17 protein-coding genes and 1 tRNA gene are annotated in these 17,864 nt (G+C 71.1%); 12 read left to right on the top strand and 6 right to left on the bottom strand.

The window, feature by feature from the left end; all coding sequences use genetic code 11:
- Positions 1–25: 25 nt before the first annotated feature.
- From CCN35_RS24955 to CCN35_RS24940, 4 genes are all read right to left on the bottom strand, one after another.
- On the bottom strand, positions 26–859 hold the full coding sequence (locus CCN35_RS24955; RefSeq protein ID WP_067396479.1) for an S-methyl-5'-thioadenosine phosphorylase: 834 nt from the start codon (positions 857–859) through the stop codon (positions 26–28).
- 108 nt (positions 860–967) lie between these two features.
- Positions 968–1,243 (bottom strand): FmdB family zinc ribbon protein, encoded by a 276-nt coding sequence (locus CCN35_RS24950; protein WP_067396245.1) that lies wholly within the window; start codon positions 1,241–1,243, stop codon positions 968–970.
- A 69-nt stretch (positions 1,244–1,312) separates the two neighbouring features.
- On the bottom strand, positions 1,313–2,608 hold the full coding sequence (locus tag CCN35_RS24945) for an MFS transporter (RefSeq protein ID WP_067396247.1): 1,296 nt from the start codon (positions 2,606–2,608) through the stop codon (positions 1,313–1,315).
- Positions 2,609–2,833: 225 nt separating this feature from the next.
- A complete protein-coding gene (locus CCN35_RS24940) occupies positions 2,834–4,396 on the bottom strand; it encodes a potassium/proton antiporter (RefSeq protein WP_211285575.1) in 1,563 nt (520 codons plus the stop codon).
- A 202-nt stretch (positions 4,397–4,598) separates the two neighbouring features.
- Between CCN35_RS24940 and CCN35_RS24935 the strand changes: the two genes are divergently transcribed.
- Complete coding sequence (locus CCN35_RS24935) at positions 4,599–7,406, top strand: penicillin acylase family protein (RefSeq protein ID WP_086794420.1); 2,808 nt, start codon at positions 4,599–4,601, stop codon at positions 7,404–7,406.
- A 146-nt stretch (positions 7,407–7,552) separates the two neighbouring features.
- Here CCN35_RS24935 and CCN35_RS24930 read toward each other — a convergent pair whose 3' ends face one another.
- On the bottom strand, positions 7,553–8,128 hold the full coding sequence (locus CCN35_RS24930) for a 5-formyltetrahydrofolate cyclo-ligase (RefSeq protein ID WP_079129788.1): 576 nt from the start codon (positions 8,126–8,128) through the stop codon (positions 7,553–7,555).
- A gap of 245 nt (positions 8,129–8,373) precedes the next feature.
- On the opposite strand from CCN35_RS24930, the gene galU reads away from it, so the two are divergent.
- The 11 genes from galU (at position 8,374) to crcB (ending at position 16,569) form a co-directional block, all read left to right on the top strand.
- Positions 8,374–9,285: a UTP--glucose-1-phosphate uridylyltransferase GalU gene (galU, locus tag CCN35_RS24925; protein ID WP_067396258.1), complete on the top strand. Its 912-nt coding sequence runs from the start codon at positions 8,374–8,376 to the stop codon at positions 9,283–9,285.
- A complete protein-coding gene (gene glp / locus CCN35_RS24920) occupies positions 9,282–10,604 on the top strand; it encodes a molybdotransferase-like divisome protein Glp (RefSeq protein WP_067396261.1) in 1,323 nt (440 codons plus the stop codon). Before galU ends, glp begins: the two co-directional genes overlap by 4 nt.
- 85 nt (positions 10,605–10,689) lie before the next feature.
- Entirely contained in the window at positions 10,690–11,202 is a 513-nt protein-coding gene (gene moaC, locus CCN35_RS24915) for a cyclic pyranopterin monophosphate synthase MoaC (RefSeq protein WP_067396263.1), read from the top strand.
- The gene (locus tag CCN35_RS24910; RefSeq protein ID WP_067396266.1) at positions 11,199–11,705 is read left to right on the top strand and encodes a MogA/MoaB family molybdenum cofactor biosynthesis protein; all 507 of its coding nucleotides are present in this window, start codon (positions 11,199–11,201) and stop codon (positions 11,703–11,705) included. Before moaC ends, CCN35_RS24910 begins: the two co-directional genes overlap by 4 nt.
- 20 nt (positions 11,706–11,725) lie before the next feature.
- Entirely contained in the window at positions 11,726–12,352 is a 627-nt protein-coding gene (locus CCN35_RS24905) for a GNAT family N-acetyltransferase (RefSeq protein WP_201450870.1), read from the top strand.
- Between the two features lie 136 nt (positions 12,353–12,488).
- Entirely contained in the window at positions 12,489–13,715 is a 1,227-nt protein-coding gene (gene sepX, locus CCN35_RS24900; protein WP_067396272.1) for a divisome protein SepX/GlpR, read from the top strand.
- Positions 13,716–13,836: 121 nt separating this feature from the next.
- Positions 13,837–13,910, top strand: a tRNA-Ala gene (locus CCN35_RS24895).
- 470 nt (positions 13,911–14,380) lie between these two features.
- A complete protein-coding gene (locus CCN35_RS24890; protein WP_079129782.1) occupies positions 14,381–14,938 on the top strand; it encodes a P-loop nucleotide/nucleoside kinase family protein in 558 nt (185 codons plus the stop codon).
- Positions 14,939–15,464: 526 nt separating this feature from the next.
- A complete protein-coding gene (locus tag CCN35_RS24885; protein WP_245863442.1) occupies positions 15,465–15,854 on the top strand; it encodes a fluoride efflux transporter FluC in 390 nt (129 codons plus the stop codon).
- On the top strand, positions 15,848–16,198 hold the full coding sequence (locus CCN35_RS24880) for a DUF190 domain-containing protein (RefSeq protein ID WP_201450871.1): 351 nt from the start codon (positions 15,848–15,850) through the stop codon (positions 16,196–16,198). Before CCN35_RS24885 ends, CCN35_RS24880 begins: the two co-directional genes overlap by 7 nt.
- The gene (gene crcB, locus CCN35_RS24875; RefSeq protein ID WP_067396281.1) at positions 16,195–16,569 is read left to right on the top strand and encodes a fluoride efflux transporter CrcB; all 375 of its coding nucleotides are present in this window, start codon (positions 16,195–16,197) and stop codon (positions 16,567–16,569) included. Before CCN35_RS24880 ends, crcB begins: the two co-directional genes overlap by 4 nt.
- A gap of 725 nt (positions 16,570–17,294) precedes the next feature.
- On the opposite strand, the gene CCN35_RS24865 is transcribed toward crcB, so the two are convergent.
- Positions 17,295–17,762, bottom strand: a complete 468-nt coding sequence (locus CCN35_RS24865; RefSeq protein ID WP_245863440.1) for a hypothetical protein — start codon at positions 17,760–17,762, stop codon at positions 17,295–17,297.
- Positions 17,763–17,864 lie beyond the last annotated feature (102 nt).

Raw genomic sequence — 17,864 nt, 5'->3', positions numbered from 1 at the left:
GGTGAGCGCACTGCCCCGCCCCCGCTCACGGCAGCTCGAACCCCGGATCCATCCCGCCCAGCGCGTTCGCGCACAGGCAGTCCCGGTCCTCGGTGGCGGGCAGTGCGCTCACCGTGTCGATCAGGACGTCCCGCAGCCGCTCCACATTGGCCGCGAACACCCGCAGCACCTCCTCGTGCGAGACGCCCTCGCCGGTCTCGGCGCCCGCGTCCAGGTCGGTGACCAGCGTCAGCGAGGTGTAGCAGAGCTCCAGCTCACGGGCGAGTGCCGCCTCGGGGTGGCCGGTCATGCCCACCACCGACCAGCCCTGCGCCCGGTGCCACAGCGATTCGGCCCGGGTGGAGAAGCGCGGGCCCTCCACCACGACGAGCGTGCCGCCGTCCACCGCGTCCCAGCCCCGCCCGCGCGCCGCCTTCAGCGCGGCCGTCCGGCCGACGGGGCAGTAGGGGTCGGCCAGGGAGACGTGCACCACGTTCGGCACCGTGCCGTCGGGCAGCGGCAGTCCGTCGAAGTAGGTCTGCTGCCGGGACTTCGTCCGGTCCACGAACTGGTCGGGGACGAGCAGGGTGCCCGGCCCGTACTCGGGGCGCAGGCCGCCCACCGCGCAGGGGCCGAGGACCTGCCGTACGCCCACGGAGCGCAGGGCCCACAGGTTGGCCCGGTAGTTGATGCGGTGCGGCGGGAGATGGTGGCCGCGGCCGTGCCGGGGAAGGAAGGCGACCCGCCGGCCGGCGATCTCGCCGAGGAAGAGGGAGTCGCTGGGCGCGCCGTACGGGGTGTCCACCTGGATCTCGGTCACCTCGTCGAGGAACGAGTAGAAGCCGGAACCGCCGATGACACCGATCTCTGCGTTCGCCATGACCGGCACACTAGTCGCCCGCGCGGACGCCGGGGACCCCGCCGTCCTGTGACGGCAGGGTCCGGAGAGGAACCGGAGAGGACCCGGAAGAGAAGGGCGAAGGTGACGTCAGGCCGCGGAGCTGCTCGTCGAGCTCGTCGAGGAGGACGAGGACGACGAGGAGGAGGACGACGAGGAGTCCGACGAGGACGACGAGCCGTTCGACGAGGCGCGGCTGTCGTTGCGGTAGAAGCCGGAGCCCTTGAAGACAATGCCCACCGCGGAGAACACCTTCTTCAGGCGGCCACCGCAGCTGGGGCACTCGGTGAGCGCGTCGTCGGTGAACTTCTGCACCGCCTCATGGCCGTTGCCGCACTCGGTGCACTGGTACTGGTAGGTGGGCACTGTCTCTTCCTCCTGGCACTCTCACTCGATGAGTGCTAACGACGGTCCATAGTGACGCATTCCTTTCGATCAGTCCACTGAGACAGGGGGGCGGTGACCGACGCCACGTGAGGAGCCGGGGCCGTCCGGCCGGGGCGCGAGCCGTGACCTGAGCGCCACCAGGGTGACGAGGGCGAGCACCGTGCCGGTCATCGGGACCAGGAATCCGGCACCGTTCCACAGCCGGTCCTCCAGCTGTCCGGCGACGGTGGCCGCGGACGCCTGGCCGAGTGCGACGGCGCCCGTCAGCCAGGTGAACGCCTCGGTGCGGGTGTCTGCCGGGACCAGGCTCTCGACCAGGGTGTAGCCGGTGACCAGGGCGGGTGCGATGCACATGCCGACCAGGAGGCCGAGCGCGGTCAGCAGCACCACCGACTGCGTGGTCCACAGGGTGGAGGCGGCCAGGGCGAGGGCGGTGTAGCCGAGGACGAGACGGCGGTGCGGGGCGGCCTTCCAGGCGATGGCGCCGCAGACGACGCCGGAGAGCATGTTGCCCGCGGCGAACGTCCCGTACAGCACGCCGTTGAGGCCGGGGCGGCCGATCGACTCGGTGAACGCGGCCAGCGAGACCTGCATGCCGCCGAAGACGCATCCGATGCCGAGGAAGGCGACGATCAGCACGCGCACACCGGGGACGCGCAGGGCGGAGTCGTGCTTCACCCGTGCGCGCGTGCCGGCGGTGACGGGCGGCTGGGTGCGTTTCTGCGCGGCGAACAGCAGGCCGCCGACCAGGGTCAGCGCGGCCTCCGCGACCAGCCCGGCGGCCGGGTCGACGCTCGTGCACAGGGCGGTCGCCAGCAGGGGGCCGAGGACGAAGGTCAGCTCGTCGGTGACCGACTCGAAGGCCGCCGCGGTGGTCATCAGCGGCGAGTCCTTGAGGGTCACCGCCCAGCGGGCGCGCACCATGGGCCCGATCTGCGGCACCGAGGCGCCGGTCGGCACGGCCGCCGCGAACAGCGCCCACAGGGGTGCGTGCGCCAGGGCGAGCACGGTCAGCGCCAGTCCCGCCAGGGCGTGCACCAGGACGCCGGGGATCAGGACGGCGCGCTGCCCGTAGCGGTCGGCGAGCCGCCCGCTGTACGGCGCGAAGAGGGCCATGGAGACACCGGTGACGGCCGCGGTGGCGCCCGCCGCGCCGTAGGAGCCGGTGGTGTGCTGCACCAGCAGCACGATGGAGAGGGTGAGCATCGCGAACGGCTGACGTGCCGCGAAGCCGGGCAGCAGGAACGTCCAGGCGCCGCGGGTGCGCAGCAGCTGCCCGTATCCCGGACGGGAGGAGGTCTTCGAGGTCTGCGCCGGTTCGGTGGTGGTGACCGTGGATTCCACGGCCTGTGCCTTTCTGCCGCCTGGTAGCGCGCCCCTCGCGGGCAGGCACGCCGAGAGCTGTCCTCAGGTGCGCGGACTGCGGTAGATACCTGGCGCCCGCTGCGGGGGCGCCCCGGCCGCCATACGGTCGCGCCAGCTCTGCATCAGGCAGAGTTGGTTCCGATCAGGGTGCGGCACCATCGTACAGCGGGCTGTACCACATGTCCCTCATGTCCCTCGGTGCGCTCAGCCCCCTCCGTCCCCCTTGGCTCCTTTAGCCCCTTTGGTTCCCTTGGCTCCTTTGTTTCCTTTGGCCCCGTCGGCCCCGTTGGTGCCCAGCCATCCCGCGAGCTTGCCGCCCCGGCTGACCGCGTGCAGGCGTCGTTCCGCCGCCTCGAGGACGGGTTCGGTGGCGACCACGAGAAGTTCGTCGCCGTGCCGCAGGGGCGTGGTGGGCAGCGGTACGAACGACTTCCCCTCGCGGACGACCAGGGTGACCGCGGCCCCGGCGGGCAGCCGCAGCTCGTTGATCTCGACGCCGTGCATCCGCGACCCCTCCGGGATGGTGAAGGACAGCAGATGGCCGCGCAGCCGCTCCAGGGGTGCCGAGTCGATGCCGAGGTCGGCGGGCTCCTCGGCGCCCAGCCGCAGCTTGCGGGCGACCCAGGGCAGGGTGGGCCCCTGGACGAGGGTGTAGACGACGACGAGAACGAAGACGATGTTGAAGATGCGGTGGGTGGCGTCGACGCCGTTCACCATGGGGATCGTCGCCAGGATGATGGGCACGGCGCCGCGCAGCCCGGCCCAGGACAGCAGTGCCTGCTCCCGCCACGGCACCCGGAACGGCAGCAGGCTGACCACCACCTCCAGCGGGCGCGCGACCATCGTCAGCACCAGGCCGATGATGACGGCCGGCCAGATGTCGTCGCCCAGCTCGTGCGGGGTGACCAGCAGGCCCAGCAGGACGAACATGCCGATCTGGGCGATCCAGCCGAGCCCTTCGGCGAAGCCCCGGGTGGCGGCCCAGTGCGGAAGGCCGGTGTTGCCGAGCACCATCGCCGCGAGATAGACGGCCAGAAAGCCGCTGCCGTGCGCCAGCGCGCCGAGGGCGTACGCCGTGATCGCGATCGACATCACGGCGATCGGGTAGAGGCCCGAGGCGGGCAGCGCGACGCGCCGCAGGGTCCAGGAGCCGAGCCAGCCCACCGCCAGGCCGATGGCCGCTCCGACGGCCAGCTCCAGGAGGATCTCGCCCACCAGTACGTACCAGCGCTCGATCGGGCCGGCGGTGGAGAAGGCGACGACCAGGATGACCACGGGGGCGTCGTTGAAGCCGGACTCGGCCTCCAGCGTGCCGGTCAGGCGCGCGGGCAGCGGGACCTTCCGCAGCACCGAGAAGACGGCCGCCGCGTCCGTGGAGGACACCACCGCGCCGATGATGAGGGCCTGGCGCCACTCCAGTCCCACGAGGTAGTGGGCGCCGGCCGCCGTGACGCCGACGCTCACCGCGACGCCGACCACCGCCAGGGAGGCGGCGGCCGGGAGGACCGGTTTGATCTCCTTCCACTTCGTGCCGAGACCGCCCTCGGCCAGGATCACGACCAGGGCCGCGTAGCCGAAGACCTGGGTCAGTTCCGCGTCGGAGAAGTTGACGTGGCCGAGGCCGTCCGAGCCGATGAGCATGCCGATCCCCAGGTAGATGAGCAGGCTGGGGAGCCCGCTGCGCGAGGAGATCCGGACCGCCGCGACCGCGACGAGCAGGACGACCGAGCCGATGAGCAGGAGCTGGTTGAGCTGGTGAACAGTCAGTAGCGGATCCTTCCGCGAGTTGCCGGAGTACTTCGTTACCTTATCTAAATCTTGACGTTTTCTTGACGCTTTCTGTGGCGGAATCGAACGTCCGGATGTGCTCCGACCCGACTCCGGGTCAAGTGCAACCGGGCCCTGCGCCTATGGTTGCTCCAGCACTTCAGGACCGCCTGCCGCTCGCGTTAGGACAGCAAGGACAGCGATGCCCCCCAATACGACCGCCACAACGGGTGACAAGCCCGGCAAGTCCGGCAGGAAGAAGGGGCGAAAAGCCCGACTGATGGTGTTCGTCCTGGTGCTGGCGCTCATCGGAGGCATTGCCTACGGGGCCTACTGGTCCGTCAGCACCGTGCGCGCCCCCTTCCCGCAGACCGAGGGAACGCTCAGACTCGAGGGCCTGTCCGGCCCCGTCGACGTCAAGCGGGACAGCCACGGCATCCCACGGATCTACGCCTCCTCTCCCGAGGACCTGTTCATGGCGCAGGGCTTCGTCCAGGCGCAGGACCGGTTCTACGAGATGGACGTGCGCCGGCACATGACCTCCGGACGCCTGTCGGAGATGTTCGGCAAGAGCCAGCTCAAGAACGACGAGTTCCTGCGCACCCTGGGCTGGGACCGGGTCGCCAAGCAGGAGTACGACAAGAAGCTGTCGGCCTCCACCAAGAAGTACCTGCGGGCGTACGCCAAGGGAGTCAACGCCTACCTCGAGGGCCGGGAGGCCAAGGACATCTCCCTCGAGTACGCGGCCCTGGGCTTCACCAACGACTACAAGCCCGGGAAGTGGACCCCCGTCGACTCGATCTCCTGGCTGAAGGCGATGGCCTGGGACCTGCGCGGCAACATGCAGGACGAGATCGACCGCGCCCTGATGACCAGCCGCCTCGGGCCGAAGCAGATCAAGGACCTGTACCCGGACTACCCGTACAGCAGGAACAAGCCGATCGTCTCGCAGGGCCAGTACAACGAGATCACCAGGGCCTTCGAGGCGAGCGGTGACGCGACCGGCTCGGCGGGCACGGGCGCCTCGGCCGGCACGGGCACCGGGACCGGCACGGGCACCGCGGCCGGCACGGCCGGTGCGGGCACGGCCGGTGCGGGCACGGCCGGCAGCTCCGCCCTGCAGACCCAACTGGCGGGCCTGTACGAGGTCCTGGACGACCTGCCGACGGCCGTCGGCGTCAACGGCAACGGCATCGGCTCCAACTCCTGGGTCGTCTCCGGCCGGCACACCGTCACCGGCAAGCCGCTGCTCGCCAACGACCCGCACCTGTCGGCCACGCTGCCCTCGGTCTGGTACCAGATGGGCCTGCACTGCCGCACCGTCTCCGACACGTGCCCGTACGACGTCAGCGGCTACACCTTCGCGGGTCTGCCCGGTGTGATCATCGGCCACAACCAGAACATCGCCTGGGGCATGACCAACTCCGGCGTGGACGTCACCGACCTGTACCTGGAGAAGCTCAGCGGCGACGGCTACGTGCGCGGCGACAAGACGGTGCCGTTCCGGACCCGCCAGGAGGTCATCAAGGTCGCCGGCGGCGCGTCCAAGCGGATCGTGGTGCGCGAGACCACCAACGGGCCCCTGCTGTCCGACCGCTCCGCCGAACTGGTGACGGTCGGCAAGAAGGCCCCGGTCGACACCGCGGCACCCGACCGCGGCGACGGCTACGGGATCGCCCTGAAGTGGACGGCGCTGGAGCCGGGCACCACCATGGACGCGGTCTTCGCCATGGACAAGGCGAAGAACTTCGACGACTTCCGCGAGGCCGCGAAGCTGTTCGACGTGCCCTCGCAGAACCTGGTCTACGCCGACACCGAGGGCAACATCGGCTACACGCTGCCCGGCCGCATCCCCGTGCGCGGGAAGGGCGACGGCTCCCTCCCGGCTCCCGGCTGGGACCCCGAGTACGACTGGACCGGCTACATCGAGCCGGAGGAACTGCCCTACGAGTACAACCCCGAGCGCGGGTACATCGTCACCGCCAACCAGGCCGTGATCGATCCGAAGAACTACCCGTACACCCTGACCACGGACTGGGGTTACGGCACCCGCAGCCGGCGCATCACCGACCTGATCCAGCAGAAGATCGACGGCGGAGGCAAGATCTCCACCGAGGACATGCGCCAGATGCAGCTGGACAACAGCAGCGCGATCGCCAACCTGCTGGTGCCCAAGCTGCTGAACATCGACATCGAGGACGAGGACGTCCGCCAGGCGCAGAAGCTGCTGGAGGGCTGGGACCGCACCCAGGACGCCGACTCGGCCGCGGCCGCCTACTTCAACGCGGTCTGGCGCAACATCCTCAAGCTCTCCTTCGGCAACAAGCTGCCCAAGGAACTGCGGGTCAAGGGCCAGTGCCTGTGGGTGGAGCCGGCCGACGACACCGGCCCGGCCGACGAGAACCGGAAGGTCCGCGAGTGCGGCCGGCGCGCCGCCGACCAGGCGCAGCCGGACGGCGGCGACCGCTGGTTCGAGGTGCTGCGCAACCTGATGGACAAGCCGGACAGCGACTGGTGGAAGACCCCGGCGTCGGGCACCCGGCCCGCGGCCGAGAACCGCGACGAGCTGTTCAAGCGCGCCATGATCGACGCCCGCTGGGAGCTGACCGCCAAGCTCGGCAAGGACATCGACACCTGGAGCTGGGGCCGGCTGCACCGCCTGTTCCTGAAGAACCAGACCCTGGGCACCGAGGGACCCGGCATCCTGCAGTACGTCCTCAACCGCGGCCCGTGGAAGCTCAGCGGCGGCGAGGCCGCGGTCAACGCCACCGGCTGGAACGCGGCCGGGGGCTACGGAGCGGTGTGGGTGCCGTCGATGCGGATGGTGGTCAACCTCGCGGACTTCGACAAGTCCCGGTGGATCAACCTCACCGGCGCCTCCGGACACGCCTACAACGCCCACTACACCGACCAGACGGACAAGTGGGCCAAGGGCGAGCTGCTGCCGTGGGCCTTCTCGGCGAAGGCGGTCGACAAGAACACGAGCGACACGCTGGTGCTCAAGCCGTGAACCGCTGACCGCCCGCGGACGCGGACGACGAAGGCCCTCCACACGCGCGTGGAGGGCCTTCGTCGCGCAAAGCGGCACCGTCGCGCACGCCGTACGGGTCCGTGCGCGCCGCCGCGGCGGAGGCCGGGGTGCGGCCCCGGGAGACCTCAGGAGAAGCGGCGCACCCCCGAAGGGGTCACCACCGCCTGCACGGGCCGGTCGTGGCCCTCCTCGGGGACGTGCTCGACGACCTCCGTGTCGTACAGCAGGACCACGCGCGCGGGGTGCGCGTCCGCCGCCTCCAGACGGGCCAGGACACGGTCGTAGGAGCCCCCGCCGCGCCCGAGACGCATCCCGCGCGCGTCGACGGCGAGGCCGGGCAGCAGGACGACGTCGGCCTCCGTCACCGCGTGCGGGCCGAGGCGCTCGCCGGCCGGCTCGAGCAGCGCCATCCTCCCGCTGTGCCGCACCCGTGTGAGGGAGCTCTCACCCGCGTAGACGCCCCAGTCCAGGTCGTTGTCGGGCAGCAGCACGGGCAGCAGGACGCGCACGCCCCGCGCCCGCAGGGCGTCGAGCAGCGGAAGGGTGCCCGGTTCGGTGCCCACGGAGACGTAGGCGGCCACCGTGCGGGCACGCGCCAGCTCGGGAAGCTCCAGGGCGTGCCGCGCGAGCGCGCGGGCCGCCTCCCGCACGTCGTCCGCGGTCAATGTGTTCCTCACCGCGAGGAATTCTCGTCGCAACATGCGCTTGGCGGACTCGGTTTCGCGTCCGGTGCGGCCCACTGGTCCTTCCGTGCCCTTTCCCCTGTGGTTCCTGTGCGGTTCACGCGTGGTTTCCGCGTGGTTCCCTGCCGGTTCCCGTGCCGGTTTCCCGCGGCCTGCCGCAGCGGCTTCCCGGCCGGCCTTCCGTGTCGGCATTCGTGCTCACATATGAGCCAAACAACCGGACTCGAGGATTCCTCACAAAGGCAGTGGATAAGGTTGCGGGCATGACTCAGAAGCATCCCAGGATCAGCAAGGCTGTCATTCCCGCAGCGGGCCTTGGCACCCGGTTCCTGCCGGCGACCAAGGCCACTCCCAAGGAGATGCTGCCGGTCGTGGACAAGCCTGCGATCCAGTACGTGGTCGAGGAGGCCGTCTCCGCGGGCCTCGACGACGTCCTCATGGTGACCGGCCGCAACAAGCGGCCCCTGGAGGACCACTTCGACCGCAACTACGAGCTGGAGTCCGCCCTGGAGAAGAAGGGCGACGGCGACCGGCTCGCCAAGGTGCAGGAGTCAAGCGACCTCGCGACGATCCACTACGTCCGCCAGGGCGACCCCAAGGGACTGGGCCACGCCGTGCTCTGCGCGGCCCCGCACGTCGGCCGGGAGCCCTTCGCCGTCCTGCTCGGCGACGACCTGATCGACCCGCGCGACCCGCTGCTGCAGCGGATGATCGAGGTCCAGGAGATCTACGGCGGCAGCGTGGTGGCCCTGATGGAGGTCGACCCCGAGCAGATCCACCTCTACGGCTGCGCGGCCGTGGAGACCACCGGGGAGAGCGACGTCGTCCGGGTGACCGGCCTGGTCGAGAAGCCGGACGCGGCGGAGGCCCCCTCCAACTACGCGATCATCGGCCGTTACGTCCTCGACCCGAGCGTCTTCGACGTCCTGCGCAGGACCGGGCCCGGCCGCGGCGGCGAGATCCAGCTCACCGACGCGCTGCAGCAGCTCGCGCAGGACGAGACGACCGGCGGCCCGGTGCACGGCGTGGTCTTCAAGGGACGCCGCTACGACACCGGCGACCGCGGCGACTATTTGCGTGCCATTGTCAGGCTCGCGTGCGAACGTGAGGACCTGGGCCCGGACTTCAGGGCCTGGCTTCAGCGGTACGTAGCCGAGGAGATGCAACGACATTGAGCAGCGCCGAGCCCCGCACCGTCGGCCCGGACCACCTGTGGTCGGTGGACGAGCACCTGGAGGACGTCCTCACCACCGTCCGCCCGCTGGAACCCCTCGAGCTGCCCCTGCTCGACGCCCAGGGCTGCCTCCTGGTCGACGACATCACGGTGCCGGTCTCCCTGCCGCCGTTCGACAACAGCTCCATGGACGGGTACGCGGTGCGGATCGCGGACGTCTCCGGTGCGAGCGAGGAGTTCCCGGCCGTCCTGGACGTCGTCGGGGACGTCGCGGCGGGCTCGGCGGAGCCGCTTCGTGTGGGGCCCGGACAGGCCGCCCGGATCATGACCGGTGCCCCGCTGCCCCCCGGCGCCGAGGCGGTCGTCCCCGTGGAGTGGACCGACGGCGGACTCGGCGGGGGCCCGGTCGACGCCATGCGCGCCCGCAGCCTCTCCCCCGAGGGCGCCGGCGGGCACGTACGCGTGTACCGGCCGGTCGAGGAACGCGCGCACGTGCGCGCCAAGGGCAGCGACGTGAAGGCCGGCGACCGCGTGCTCGAGGCCGGCACGGTTCTCGGGCCGGCGCAGATCGCCCTGCTGGCCGCGATCGGCCGCAGCACGGTCCGGGTGCGGCCCCGCCCGCGGGTGGTGGTGCTGTCCACCGGCAGCGAACTCGTCCAGCCCGGCGAGCGGCTCGGCCCCGGCCGGATCTACGACTCCAACAGCTTCGCCCTGACCGCGGCGGCCCGGGACGCCGGTGCCATCGCCTACCGGGTGGGCGCCGTCACCGACGACGCCGACACCCTGCGCGCCACCATCGAGGACCAGCTGGTCCGCGCCGATCTGCTGGTCACCACGGGCGGGGTGAGCGTCGGGGCGTACGACGTCGTCAAGGAGGCGCTGTCGCACGTCGGCGACGCGGACGAGCCGGGCGGCGGAGTGGAGTTCCGCAAAGTGGCCATGCAGCCCGGAAAGCCCCAGGGCTTCGGGACCGTCGGCCCCGACCACGTTCCGCTGCTGGCCCTGCCCGGCAACCCGGTGTCGGCGTACGTCTCCTTCGAGTTGTTCGTCCGGCCCGTCATCCGGACCCTGATGGGCCTTCCGGACGTCCACCGGCCGACGGTCCGCGCGACCCTGGCCGCGGACAAGGCGCTCGCCTCGCCCAAGGGGCGCAGGCAGTTCCTGCGCGGGACGTACTCCGGCGGCGAGGTCAGGCCCGTCGGGGGCGCCGGCTCCCATCTGGTCGGGGCCCTGGCGCAGGCCGACGCCCTCATCGTCGTCCCCGAGGACGCCGAGTCCGTCGAGCCCGGTGCCGAGGTCGAGGTGATCCTGCTCGGCTGAGTCCGGAGGGAGGGCGGTACCGTGTCGCGCACAGCAGGCCCGTGCGCCGCACCGAGCCGGGCCCGGACCGGGAGCCCACACGATCATGACTGAGCCTTCCCGGGGGGAGACCCCCGGACCCTCTGCGCAGGACCGGCTGACGCACATCGACGAGGCCGGCGCCGCCCGTATGGTCGACGTCTCCGGCAAGGAGGCGACCGTGCGCACGGCCCGCGCCAGCGGCCGTGTCCTCGTCTCGCCGCGCGTGGTCGAGCTGCTGCGCGGCGAGGGCGTGCCCAAGGGCGACGCGCTCGCCACCGCGCGGATCGCCGGGATCATGGGCGCCAAGCGCACCCCCGACCTGATCCCGCTGTGCCATCCGCTGGCGCTGTCGGGTGTGAAACTGGACCTGTCGGTCACGGACGGGGCCGTGGAGATCCAGGCCACCGTGAGGACGACGGACCGCACGGGCGTGGAGATGGAGGCGCTCACCGCGGTGTCCGTGGCCGCGCTCACCGTGATCGACATGGTCAAGGCGGTCGACAAGGGGGCGGTCATCACGGACGTGCGAGTGGAGGAGAAGACGGGCGGCACGTCGGGCGACTGGAGCCGGACATGACCTACCGCGCACTGGTCGTCACGGCCTCCAACCGGGCTGCCGCCGGGGTCTACGAGGACAGGGGCGGCCCGCTGGTCGCCGAGGGGCTGAAGCGCCTCGGCTTCGCCGTCGACGGTCCGCGGGTCGTCCCCGACGGGGACCCGGTGGAGGCCGCCCTGCGCGCGGGTGTCGAGACCGGGTACGACGTCGTCGTGACCACCGGCGGCACCGGCATCTCGCCCACCGACCGCACCCCCGAGGCCACCCGCCGGGTGATCGACCGGGAGGTGCCGGGCATCGCGGAGGCCATCCGGGCGTACGGCGGGCGGAAGGTGCCGACCGCGGCGCTCTCCCGGGGGCTGGCCGGTGTGGCCGGCCGGACGCTGATCGTCAACCTGCCGGGGTCCACCGGTGGGGTGAAGGACGGACTGGCCGTGCTGGAGCCCCTGTTGACGCACGCCGTCGACCAGCTGCGCGGCGGCGACCACGCCGGACCCGCCGCCGGGAGTGGGGGTGCGAGCTGAGCAGCTCATTCTGGCCCGTGGTGCTGACGGAGGGCGATGTCGTCCTGCGTCCGATAAGGCTGCGCGACCAGCGGGCCTGGCGTGAGGTGAACCAGCGCAACCGGGACTGGCTGCGGCCCTGGGAGGCGACCATTCCGCCGCCCGTGCCCGGCGGGCCCGTCACGCACCGGCCGACCTACCGCCAGATGGTGCGGCACCTGCGCTCCGAGGCGCGCGCGGGCCGGATGCTGCCGTTCGTCATCGAGTACCAGGGAAGGCTGGTCGGGCAGGTGACGGTCGCCGGGATCACCTGGGGTTCGATGCGCTCGGGCCACATCGGCTACTGGGTGGACGAGGCGGTGGCCGGCCGCGGGGTGATGCCGACCGCGGTGGCACTCGTCGTGGACCACTGTTTCCGTACCGTGGGACTGCACCGCATCGAGGTCTGCATTCGCCCCGAGAACGGGCCGAGCCGGCGGGTGGTGGAGAAACTGGGATTCCGCGAGGAGGGTCTGCGCCCGCGTTATCTCCACATCGACGGCGCCTGGCGCGACCACATGGTGTTCGCGCTCACCGCGGAGGAGGTGCCCGAAGGGATGCTGAGCCGCTGGCGGCGGAGCCGTGCGCGGCAGGCGTCGGACGGGAATCCCGCCCCACCCAGAAATTGAATAAACGTTCGAATTTGATGGGCGCTCGTTCCTGATCGCATCGGTCGCAAAAAAAGTTCGAAATATCAGCCAGATCGTGCGACACACCGGCCCAATTGGCAGATGGCCTCATGCAAACCCCTCTACGGTGTGAGATGTGAGCAGCAGCGGCCTCATCTACGCAGTCATCGTCGGGGCCTGGGCCGCCTACTTGGTGCCGATGTGGCTCCGTAGGCAGGACGAGCTCAACGAGGCCCGTCCGACGGAACGCTTCAGCACCGCCATCCGGCTCCTGTCCGGACGGGCGGGGATGGAGCGCCGGTACGCCAGGGACCTCAGGGCGCGCTCCGCCGAGGAGGAGTGCGACCCCGGGGAACCGGACGTCGTCACCGACTCGGTGGACGTCCGGGCCTTTGCCGTGCCTCCGGCCGATGCACGGCAGCGGCCGCGTTCACCGGCCCAGGACAGGCGGGACAAGAGGGACATGCGGGAGACAGGGAAGGGCGAACGCACCCCCCGGGACCGGGCCGCCGCACCGCCGGCGTCCTTCGCCGACACGCCCGCGCGCATTCCCGCGGCCCGCCGCGCACCCGCCGCGGAGGCCGCCGCGGCACGGGCCCGGCGCTCGAAGGTGCTGGCACGCCGCCGCCGCACCACGATCCTCCTCTTCCTCGCCTTCACCGCCGGCTCGATCGTCGCCGCGGTCGGCGGACTCGCCTTCCTGTGGGCGCCCGGCATCCCCGCCGTGCTGCTCAGCGCGTACATCGCGTATCTGCGCGTCCAGGAGCGGCGCCGCTTCGCCTACCAGATGGACCGCCGCCGCGCCGAGGCCGCCGCGCAGCGGCTGCGCGAGACCCGGCGCCAGCCGCGCCGGCGCGAGCCCCTGGACCCCTCCGCGGACGAACCGGAGGCCGGCCCCGAACCGGAGGAGAACCCCGGCCTGTCCGCCCTCGCCGCCGACCGGCGCGCCCTGGTCGAGCAGACCGACCACGCCGAGTGGCTCGACCAGCAGCGCGAGCGCCAGCAGCGCCCCGGCCGGGGCGACAGCTGGGACCCGGTCCCCGTGCCGCTGCCCACCTACGTCACCGCCCCGGTCGCCCCGCGCGCCACCTCCGACGTCGACCTCGGCGCCCCGGACGCCTGGAGCTCGGCGCGCTCCTCCCCGGTGGTGCCGGAGGAGGACACGGCCCCCGTCCTGGACGAGCCCTCCCCGCTCCTGGACGAACCCTCCCCGCCCGCCGCCGGCGACCGCACGGAGGGCCGCGGGGACGGCCGCACCGACGCCCGCCGCGCCGCCTCGGCCCGCCGCGCCCGCGAACGCGGACGCACCCCGCTCTTCGACCAGTACGAGGACGGCGACCGCCCGCGCGCGGCCAACGAGTGACCCCGGGAGCGGCCCGGGGCGGCCCCGGAGCGGACGCCCCTTCAGGAGCCCCGTCCCTGACCTGCCCGGGAACGGATTTCCAACCTCCCGGAGGGGGATGCTAAAGTTTTCCTCGTTGCAAGGGCCTGTGGCGCAGTCCGGTAGCGCACCTCGTTCGCATCGAGGGGGCCAGGGGTTCAAATCCCCTCAGGTCCACGCAGCAGAGAGCCCCTGCCGGTGATCACCGGCAGGGGCTTCGTCATGTCGTACGGCAGCGAAGTACGGCGACTGCTTCCGATCCTGCTTCCCGGGGCGGGGCGCCCCGGACGGGATGTGCGTGTACACCTCCATGGTCACGGCCTTGCCGTACCGGAGGTGGATTCCCGCACGGTACGGTGATCCGGGTCCGCAGCTCCTGAAGAGCGAACGACGACAGGGGGAACGTCTTTGCAGCTCATCGCGCACGCCACAGGGCGACCGATCACTCATCGCCTCGGCACCGCTTCGGCGCGGTTGCCCACCGCGGAGGACGCGAAGCTCCCGCAGCCGGACCCGGCCGGGGTTCCCCATGAACCGCCCGTCGTCATGACCGCGGAGTTCATCGACAGCGAGGGCGCCGTGGCCGAGTACGGCGTCGGCATCGGAGGGCCGGGCCGTACAGGGCGGACCGAACCGGAGGTCACGCGATGAGCGCCGCCGACCGCAGCCGCCGGCCGTACTGCGTCCTGCTGGCCGGCCTGCCCGGATCGGGCAAGACGACCCTGGCCCGCGCGCTGGCCGAGCGCGGGTTTCTCAGGCTGAGCCCGGACGAGGAGATGTTCCGCCGCCACGGGATCTACGGAGTGGACTATCCACGAGGGACGTTCCGGTCCCTGGAAGGGCCGGTCCTCGAGGAGACCGCCGCAGAGCTTCGACGGCAGCTTCGCGCCGGTCGTGACGTGGTCGTCGATCACGGTTTCTGGACACCCCAGGACCGGGCTCGGTGGCGCGCGTATGCCGCCGAAGGCGGCGCGGTCACGGTGGTGGTCCACCTGGAGGTCGGCCACGAAGAACTCTGGGCCCGTGTGAGCAAGCGCAACGCCCGGCACAAGGACGACCCGAACGCGATCTACTTCGAGGAATCCGACCTGCTGCGCTACCGGACCCGATTCGTGCCGCCCGAGCCCGGCGAGCCTCACCTCGCCTATGACGGCAACCCGGAGTCCGTGATCAAGGCACTGGAAGCCGAGTCGGACCGGCCGTAGAGCATTCGGTTGCGAGTTGCCATCTGACGGACCATCAGAGGTGCTCTGCTGTACAGCAGGCGAGTACAGCAACCGCGCTGGGCCCAGGGGCCCGAGCGAGCCGTCAGCAGTCGTACGACCAGCACAGATGACCTCGGCGACCGTCCGGCCCCCAGCTCGCGTCAAGGGGGCCAGGGGGTTCACATCCCCCCAGGTCCACGCAGCCCGGAGTCCCGGTCGGTGATCACCGACCGGGACTCCGTCGTAGGGTGACGGCTGGTCCCGTCGCCCGCCAGGACCTGCGCACGGTGCAAGCGCGCTCTGCGAGCGGGGCCACCGTCCTCTTCCTCATCGGTGCGGCCCGTGCGCTGTCGCGTCCTTGTGCGTCTCCCCCCTCGACGGGCGTCCGGCGCGGCCTGCCCCAAGGCTTAGGGTGGGTTCCTGGGGGAGCGGCATGGGGCGGGGAACTCCCCCCACCCCGGGCCGACCCCGCCAGGGGCTCGTCCTGAGCCGGACAGCGTCGAAGCCGGTGAGGCGAGGTGACAACGTGAGCGATGGGCCTGTCCCGCACCCGCCGGCATCCGCGGCAGCGGAAAGCCCCGTTGCGGAACAGGCACGCGTGCGCCGGGAGGCCCGCCGCAGGCACCTGCGGGTATTNNACGCGGTGGGGTGCCTTGTCATCGGCGTGTTCCTGGTGATGGTCACGGAGGTCTTCACCGCGCCTCCCCTGCTCCGCCCGTTCTTCGGGACAGGTGTTCTGGGCGGCTTCACGACCTTCTCCACGTACTGTGTCGACATCGAACGTCTGGTGCGGGCGGACAGGGCCGGCATCGCCCTGGTCTATCTGGCGGCAACCGTGGTCGTCGCGCTGGCCGCCGCGAGGATCGGCATGATCGCCGCCCGGCTCGTCCCGTCGGCGAGAGGATCCCGATCATGAGGCTTCACGGACGCGCACTGCGTCTGACGATCATCGTCGACGACACGGACACCTGGCACCACAAGCCCCTGTTCACGGAAATCGTGCACCGTGCCCACGCCTTCGGCCTGGCCGGGGCCACGGTCTTCCGCGGCTCGGAGGGTTTCGGGGAGACCTCGGTCGTGCACACCACGCGCCTGCTGTCCATGGCCGACGACCTGCCGACGGCCGTCGTCATCGTCGACGAGGAGGACCGCATCCGAGCGTTCATGTCCCAGCTCGAGGAACTGCCCATCAGTGGTCTCATCACCCTGGAGGAAGTCGAGGTGGTGCACTACAAGGGCCGGGACACCACGGCCTCATGAGGTTCCTGCTCGTCGCTGTCGGAGGAGCCGTCGGCGCCGCCCTGCGGTACCTGATCGACCGGGCCGTGCAGGCGCGCCACGACTCCGTTTTCCCCTGGGGAACGTTCGCGGCCAATGTCACCGGATCGATGATCCTGGGCGCGCTGACCGGAGCCGCACTCGCCGGAGCCGCCCCGGAGAGCGTCCAGCTTCTGCTGGGCACGGGCCTGTGCGGGGCCCTCACCACCTACTCGACGTTCTCCTACGAGACGCTCGGTCTGGCGGAGTCCGGGGCGCGCTTCCTCGCCGCGGTCAACGTGGTGGCCTCGGTCGTCGCCGGGCTGGGAGCCGTGTTCCTCGGCATGACCCTCGCACAGGCGGCTTTCTTCTAGCGGTTGTCGTGTCACCGCACCCGCAGGCATGGGAGCCGCAGGTGAGCACAGGAGGGCGCCCCCTCAGGGGCGTCCTGCCGGGCCGGTCAGTGCACCAGGTTCACCACGGCCGTGCAGTGCGGATCGTCCCCCGGTTCCTCGAACAGCTCGCGCTCNNGCGATCACCGCCGGTCCCGCCTCCGCGAGCCGCACATCGCACCCCACCACCTCGGGGTCGCGCTGATGCCGTACATACAGCCGCATCCGGCCTTTCGGGAGGTACAGGAAGCCGACCAGCAGCGACTCCGCCTTCTCCCGCTCCTCATCGCTCGGAGCCGGACAGCTCAGCGTGGTCAGCAGCGCATACGCCCGGTCCTCCAGGCGCTCCTCGCAGGGCACGTCCTCCGAGAGCCTGATCAGCGGTGCACCGAACACGGTGTCCACTTCGCCGCCGGAGTAGAAACGCACCTCGCTCGCCTCATGCCGTACGCGGCCGACCGCGTCCCACGGGCTCAGCAACTCGTCCCGCCGGCAGAGCGGGATCTCGTAGACGGTGAGAAGGTCACGGGCGTCCGCCTTGCGTTTGCCGAGGGCGATCCGCACGGCCGGCGACTGGCCGGGGGCCGGGAGGACACCGCGGACGCGGAGCTTCTTCACCAGGGGCGCCTGTGTGTAGCGGATCATGTGGCCGGTCATCTCGGCCTGTGCGACGGCCACTTCCCACGGCGTCATACGGAGCCTCCCTGTCAGGGCATGAACGTGGCGGTGGACTGGTTCATCCAGTTGGGGCACTTCGTCATGCCCTTGCAGAACGCGGTGATGACGCCGATCATCCGGCCCTTCCCGGCGTCGTACCGCTTGTCCTGGGTACGGCGGGTGACCTGTGCCTTGACGACGATCTGCACCGTGCGGTGCTTGCCGTCGAAGGCGTAGCCCCAGTATTCCAGGCCGCCCCTGCCGTCGTTCTTGTCCGGCTTGCCGTTGAGAGGGGCGTTGACGATGCGGCAGGTGCGGATGTTGTGCCTGCCGGAGAAGTGGTTCCAGCCGAGTTCGCTGTTGCCCGTACGGGTGGGGATGTTCCGCCCGTCCCAGTCCTTCTGCCGGCACTTCACCGTCTTGTTCCAGTACGGAGCGGCCTGCGCGGATCCCACCTGGGTCAAGGCCAGGACACCGGCCGAGAAGGCCACGAGCGACGCTTTCGCGATCTTTCTCATGACGCCCGACTCTGCCAGGCAACTCCTGCCCAGAGCGGGTGATTCCTCGCTCTTCCCTCCAATGGGGGTGCGGGCGGGCGAGCCGGGCAGGCTCCGCGCCGG

Origin of the sequence: Streptomyces thermovulgaris (genome assembly GCF_002155915.1) — a bacterium.
Classification (GTDB): Bacteria; Actinomycetota; Actinomycetes; order Streptomycetales; family Streptomycetaceae; genus Streptomyces; species Streptomyces thermovulgaris.
The sequence above is the reverse complement of the archived record's forward strand: the minus strand, read 5'-3'. Positions and strand labels throughout refer to the sequence as shown.

What these genes read in the sequence shown, in the direction of transcription:
- CCN35_RS24865 (WP_245863440.1), bottom strand. Translation starts at nt 17,762, where the DNA reads ATGAGAAAGATCGCGAAAGCGTCGCTCGTGGCCTTCTCGGCCGGTGTC.
- CCN35_RS24930 (WP_079129788.1), bottom strand. Translation starts at nt 8,128, where the DNA reads ATGTTGCGACGAGAATTCCTCGCGGTGAGGAACACATTGACCGCGGAC.
- crcB (WP_067396281.1), top strand. Translation starts at nt 16,195, where the DNA reads ATGAGGTTCCTGCTCGTCGCTGTCGGAGGAGCCGTCGGCGCCGCCCTG.
- CCN35_RS24955 (WP_067396479.1), bottom strand. Translation starts at nt 859, where the DNA reads ATGGCGAACGCAGAGATCGGTGTCATCGGCGGTTCCGGCTTCTACTCG.
- CCN35_RS24890 (WP_079129782.1), top strand. Translation starts at nt 14,381, where the DNA reads ATGAGCGCCGCCGACCGCAGCCGCCGGCCGTACTGCGTCCTGCTGGCC.
- moaC (WP_067396263.1), top strand. Translation starts at nt 10,690, where the DNA reads ATGACTGAGCCTTCCCGGGGGGAGACCCCCGGACCCTCTGCGCAGGAC.
- galU (WP_067396258.1), top strand. Translation starts at nt 8,374, where the DNA reads ATGACTCAGAAGCATCCCAGGATCAGCAAGGCTGTCATTCCCGCAGCG.
- CCN35_RS24935 (WP_086794420.1), top strand. Translation starts at nt 4,599, where the DNA reads ATGCCCCCCAATACGACCGCCACAACGGGTGACAAGCCCGGCAAGTCC.
- CCN35_RS24910 (WP_067396266.1), top strand. Translation starts at nt 11,199, where the DNA reads ATGACCTACCGCGCACTGGTCGTCACGGCCTCCAACCGGGCTGCCGCC.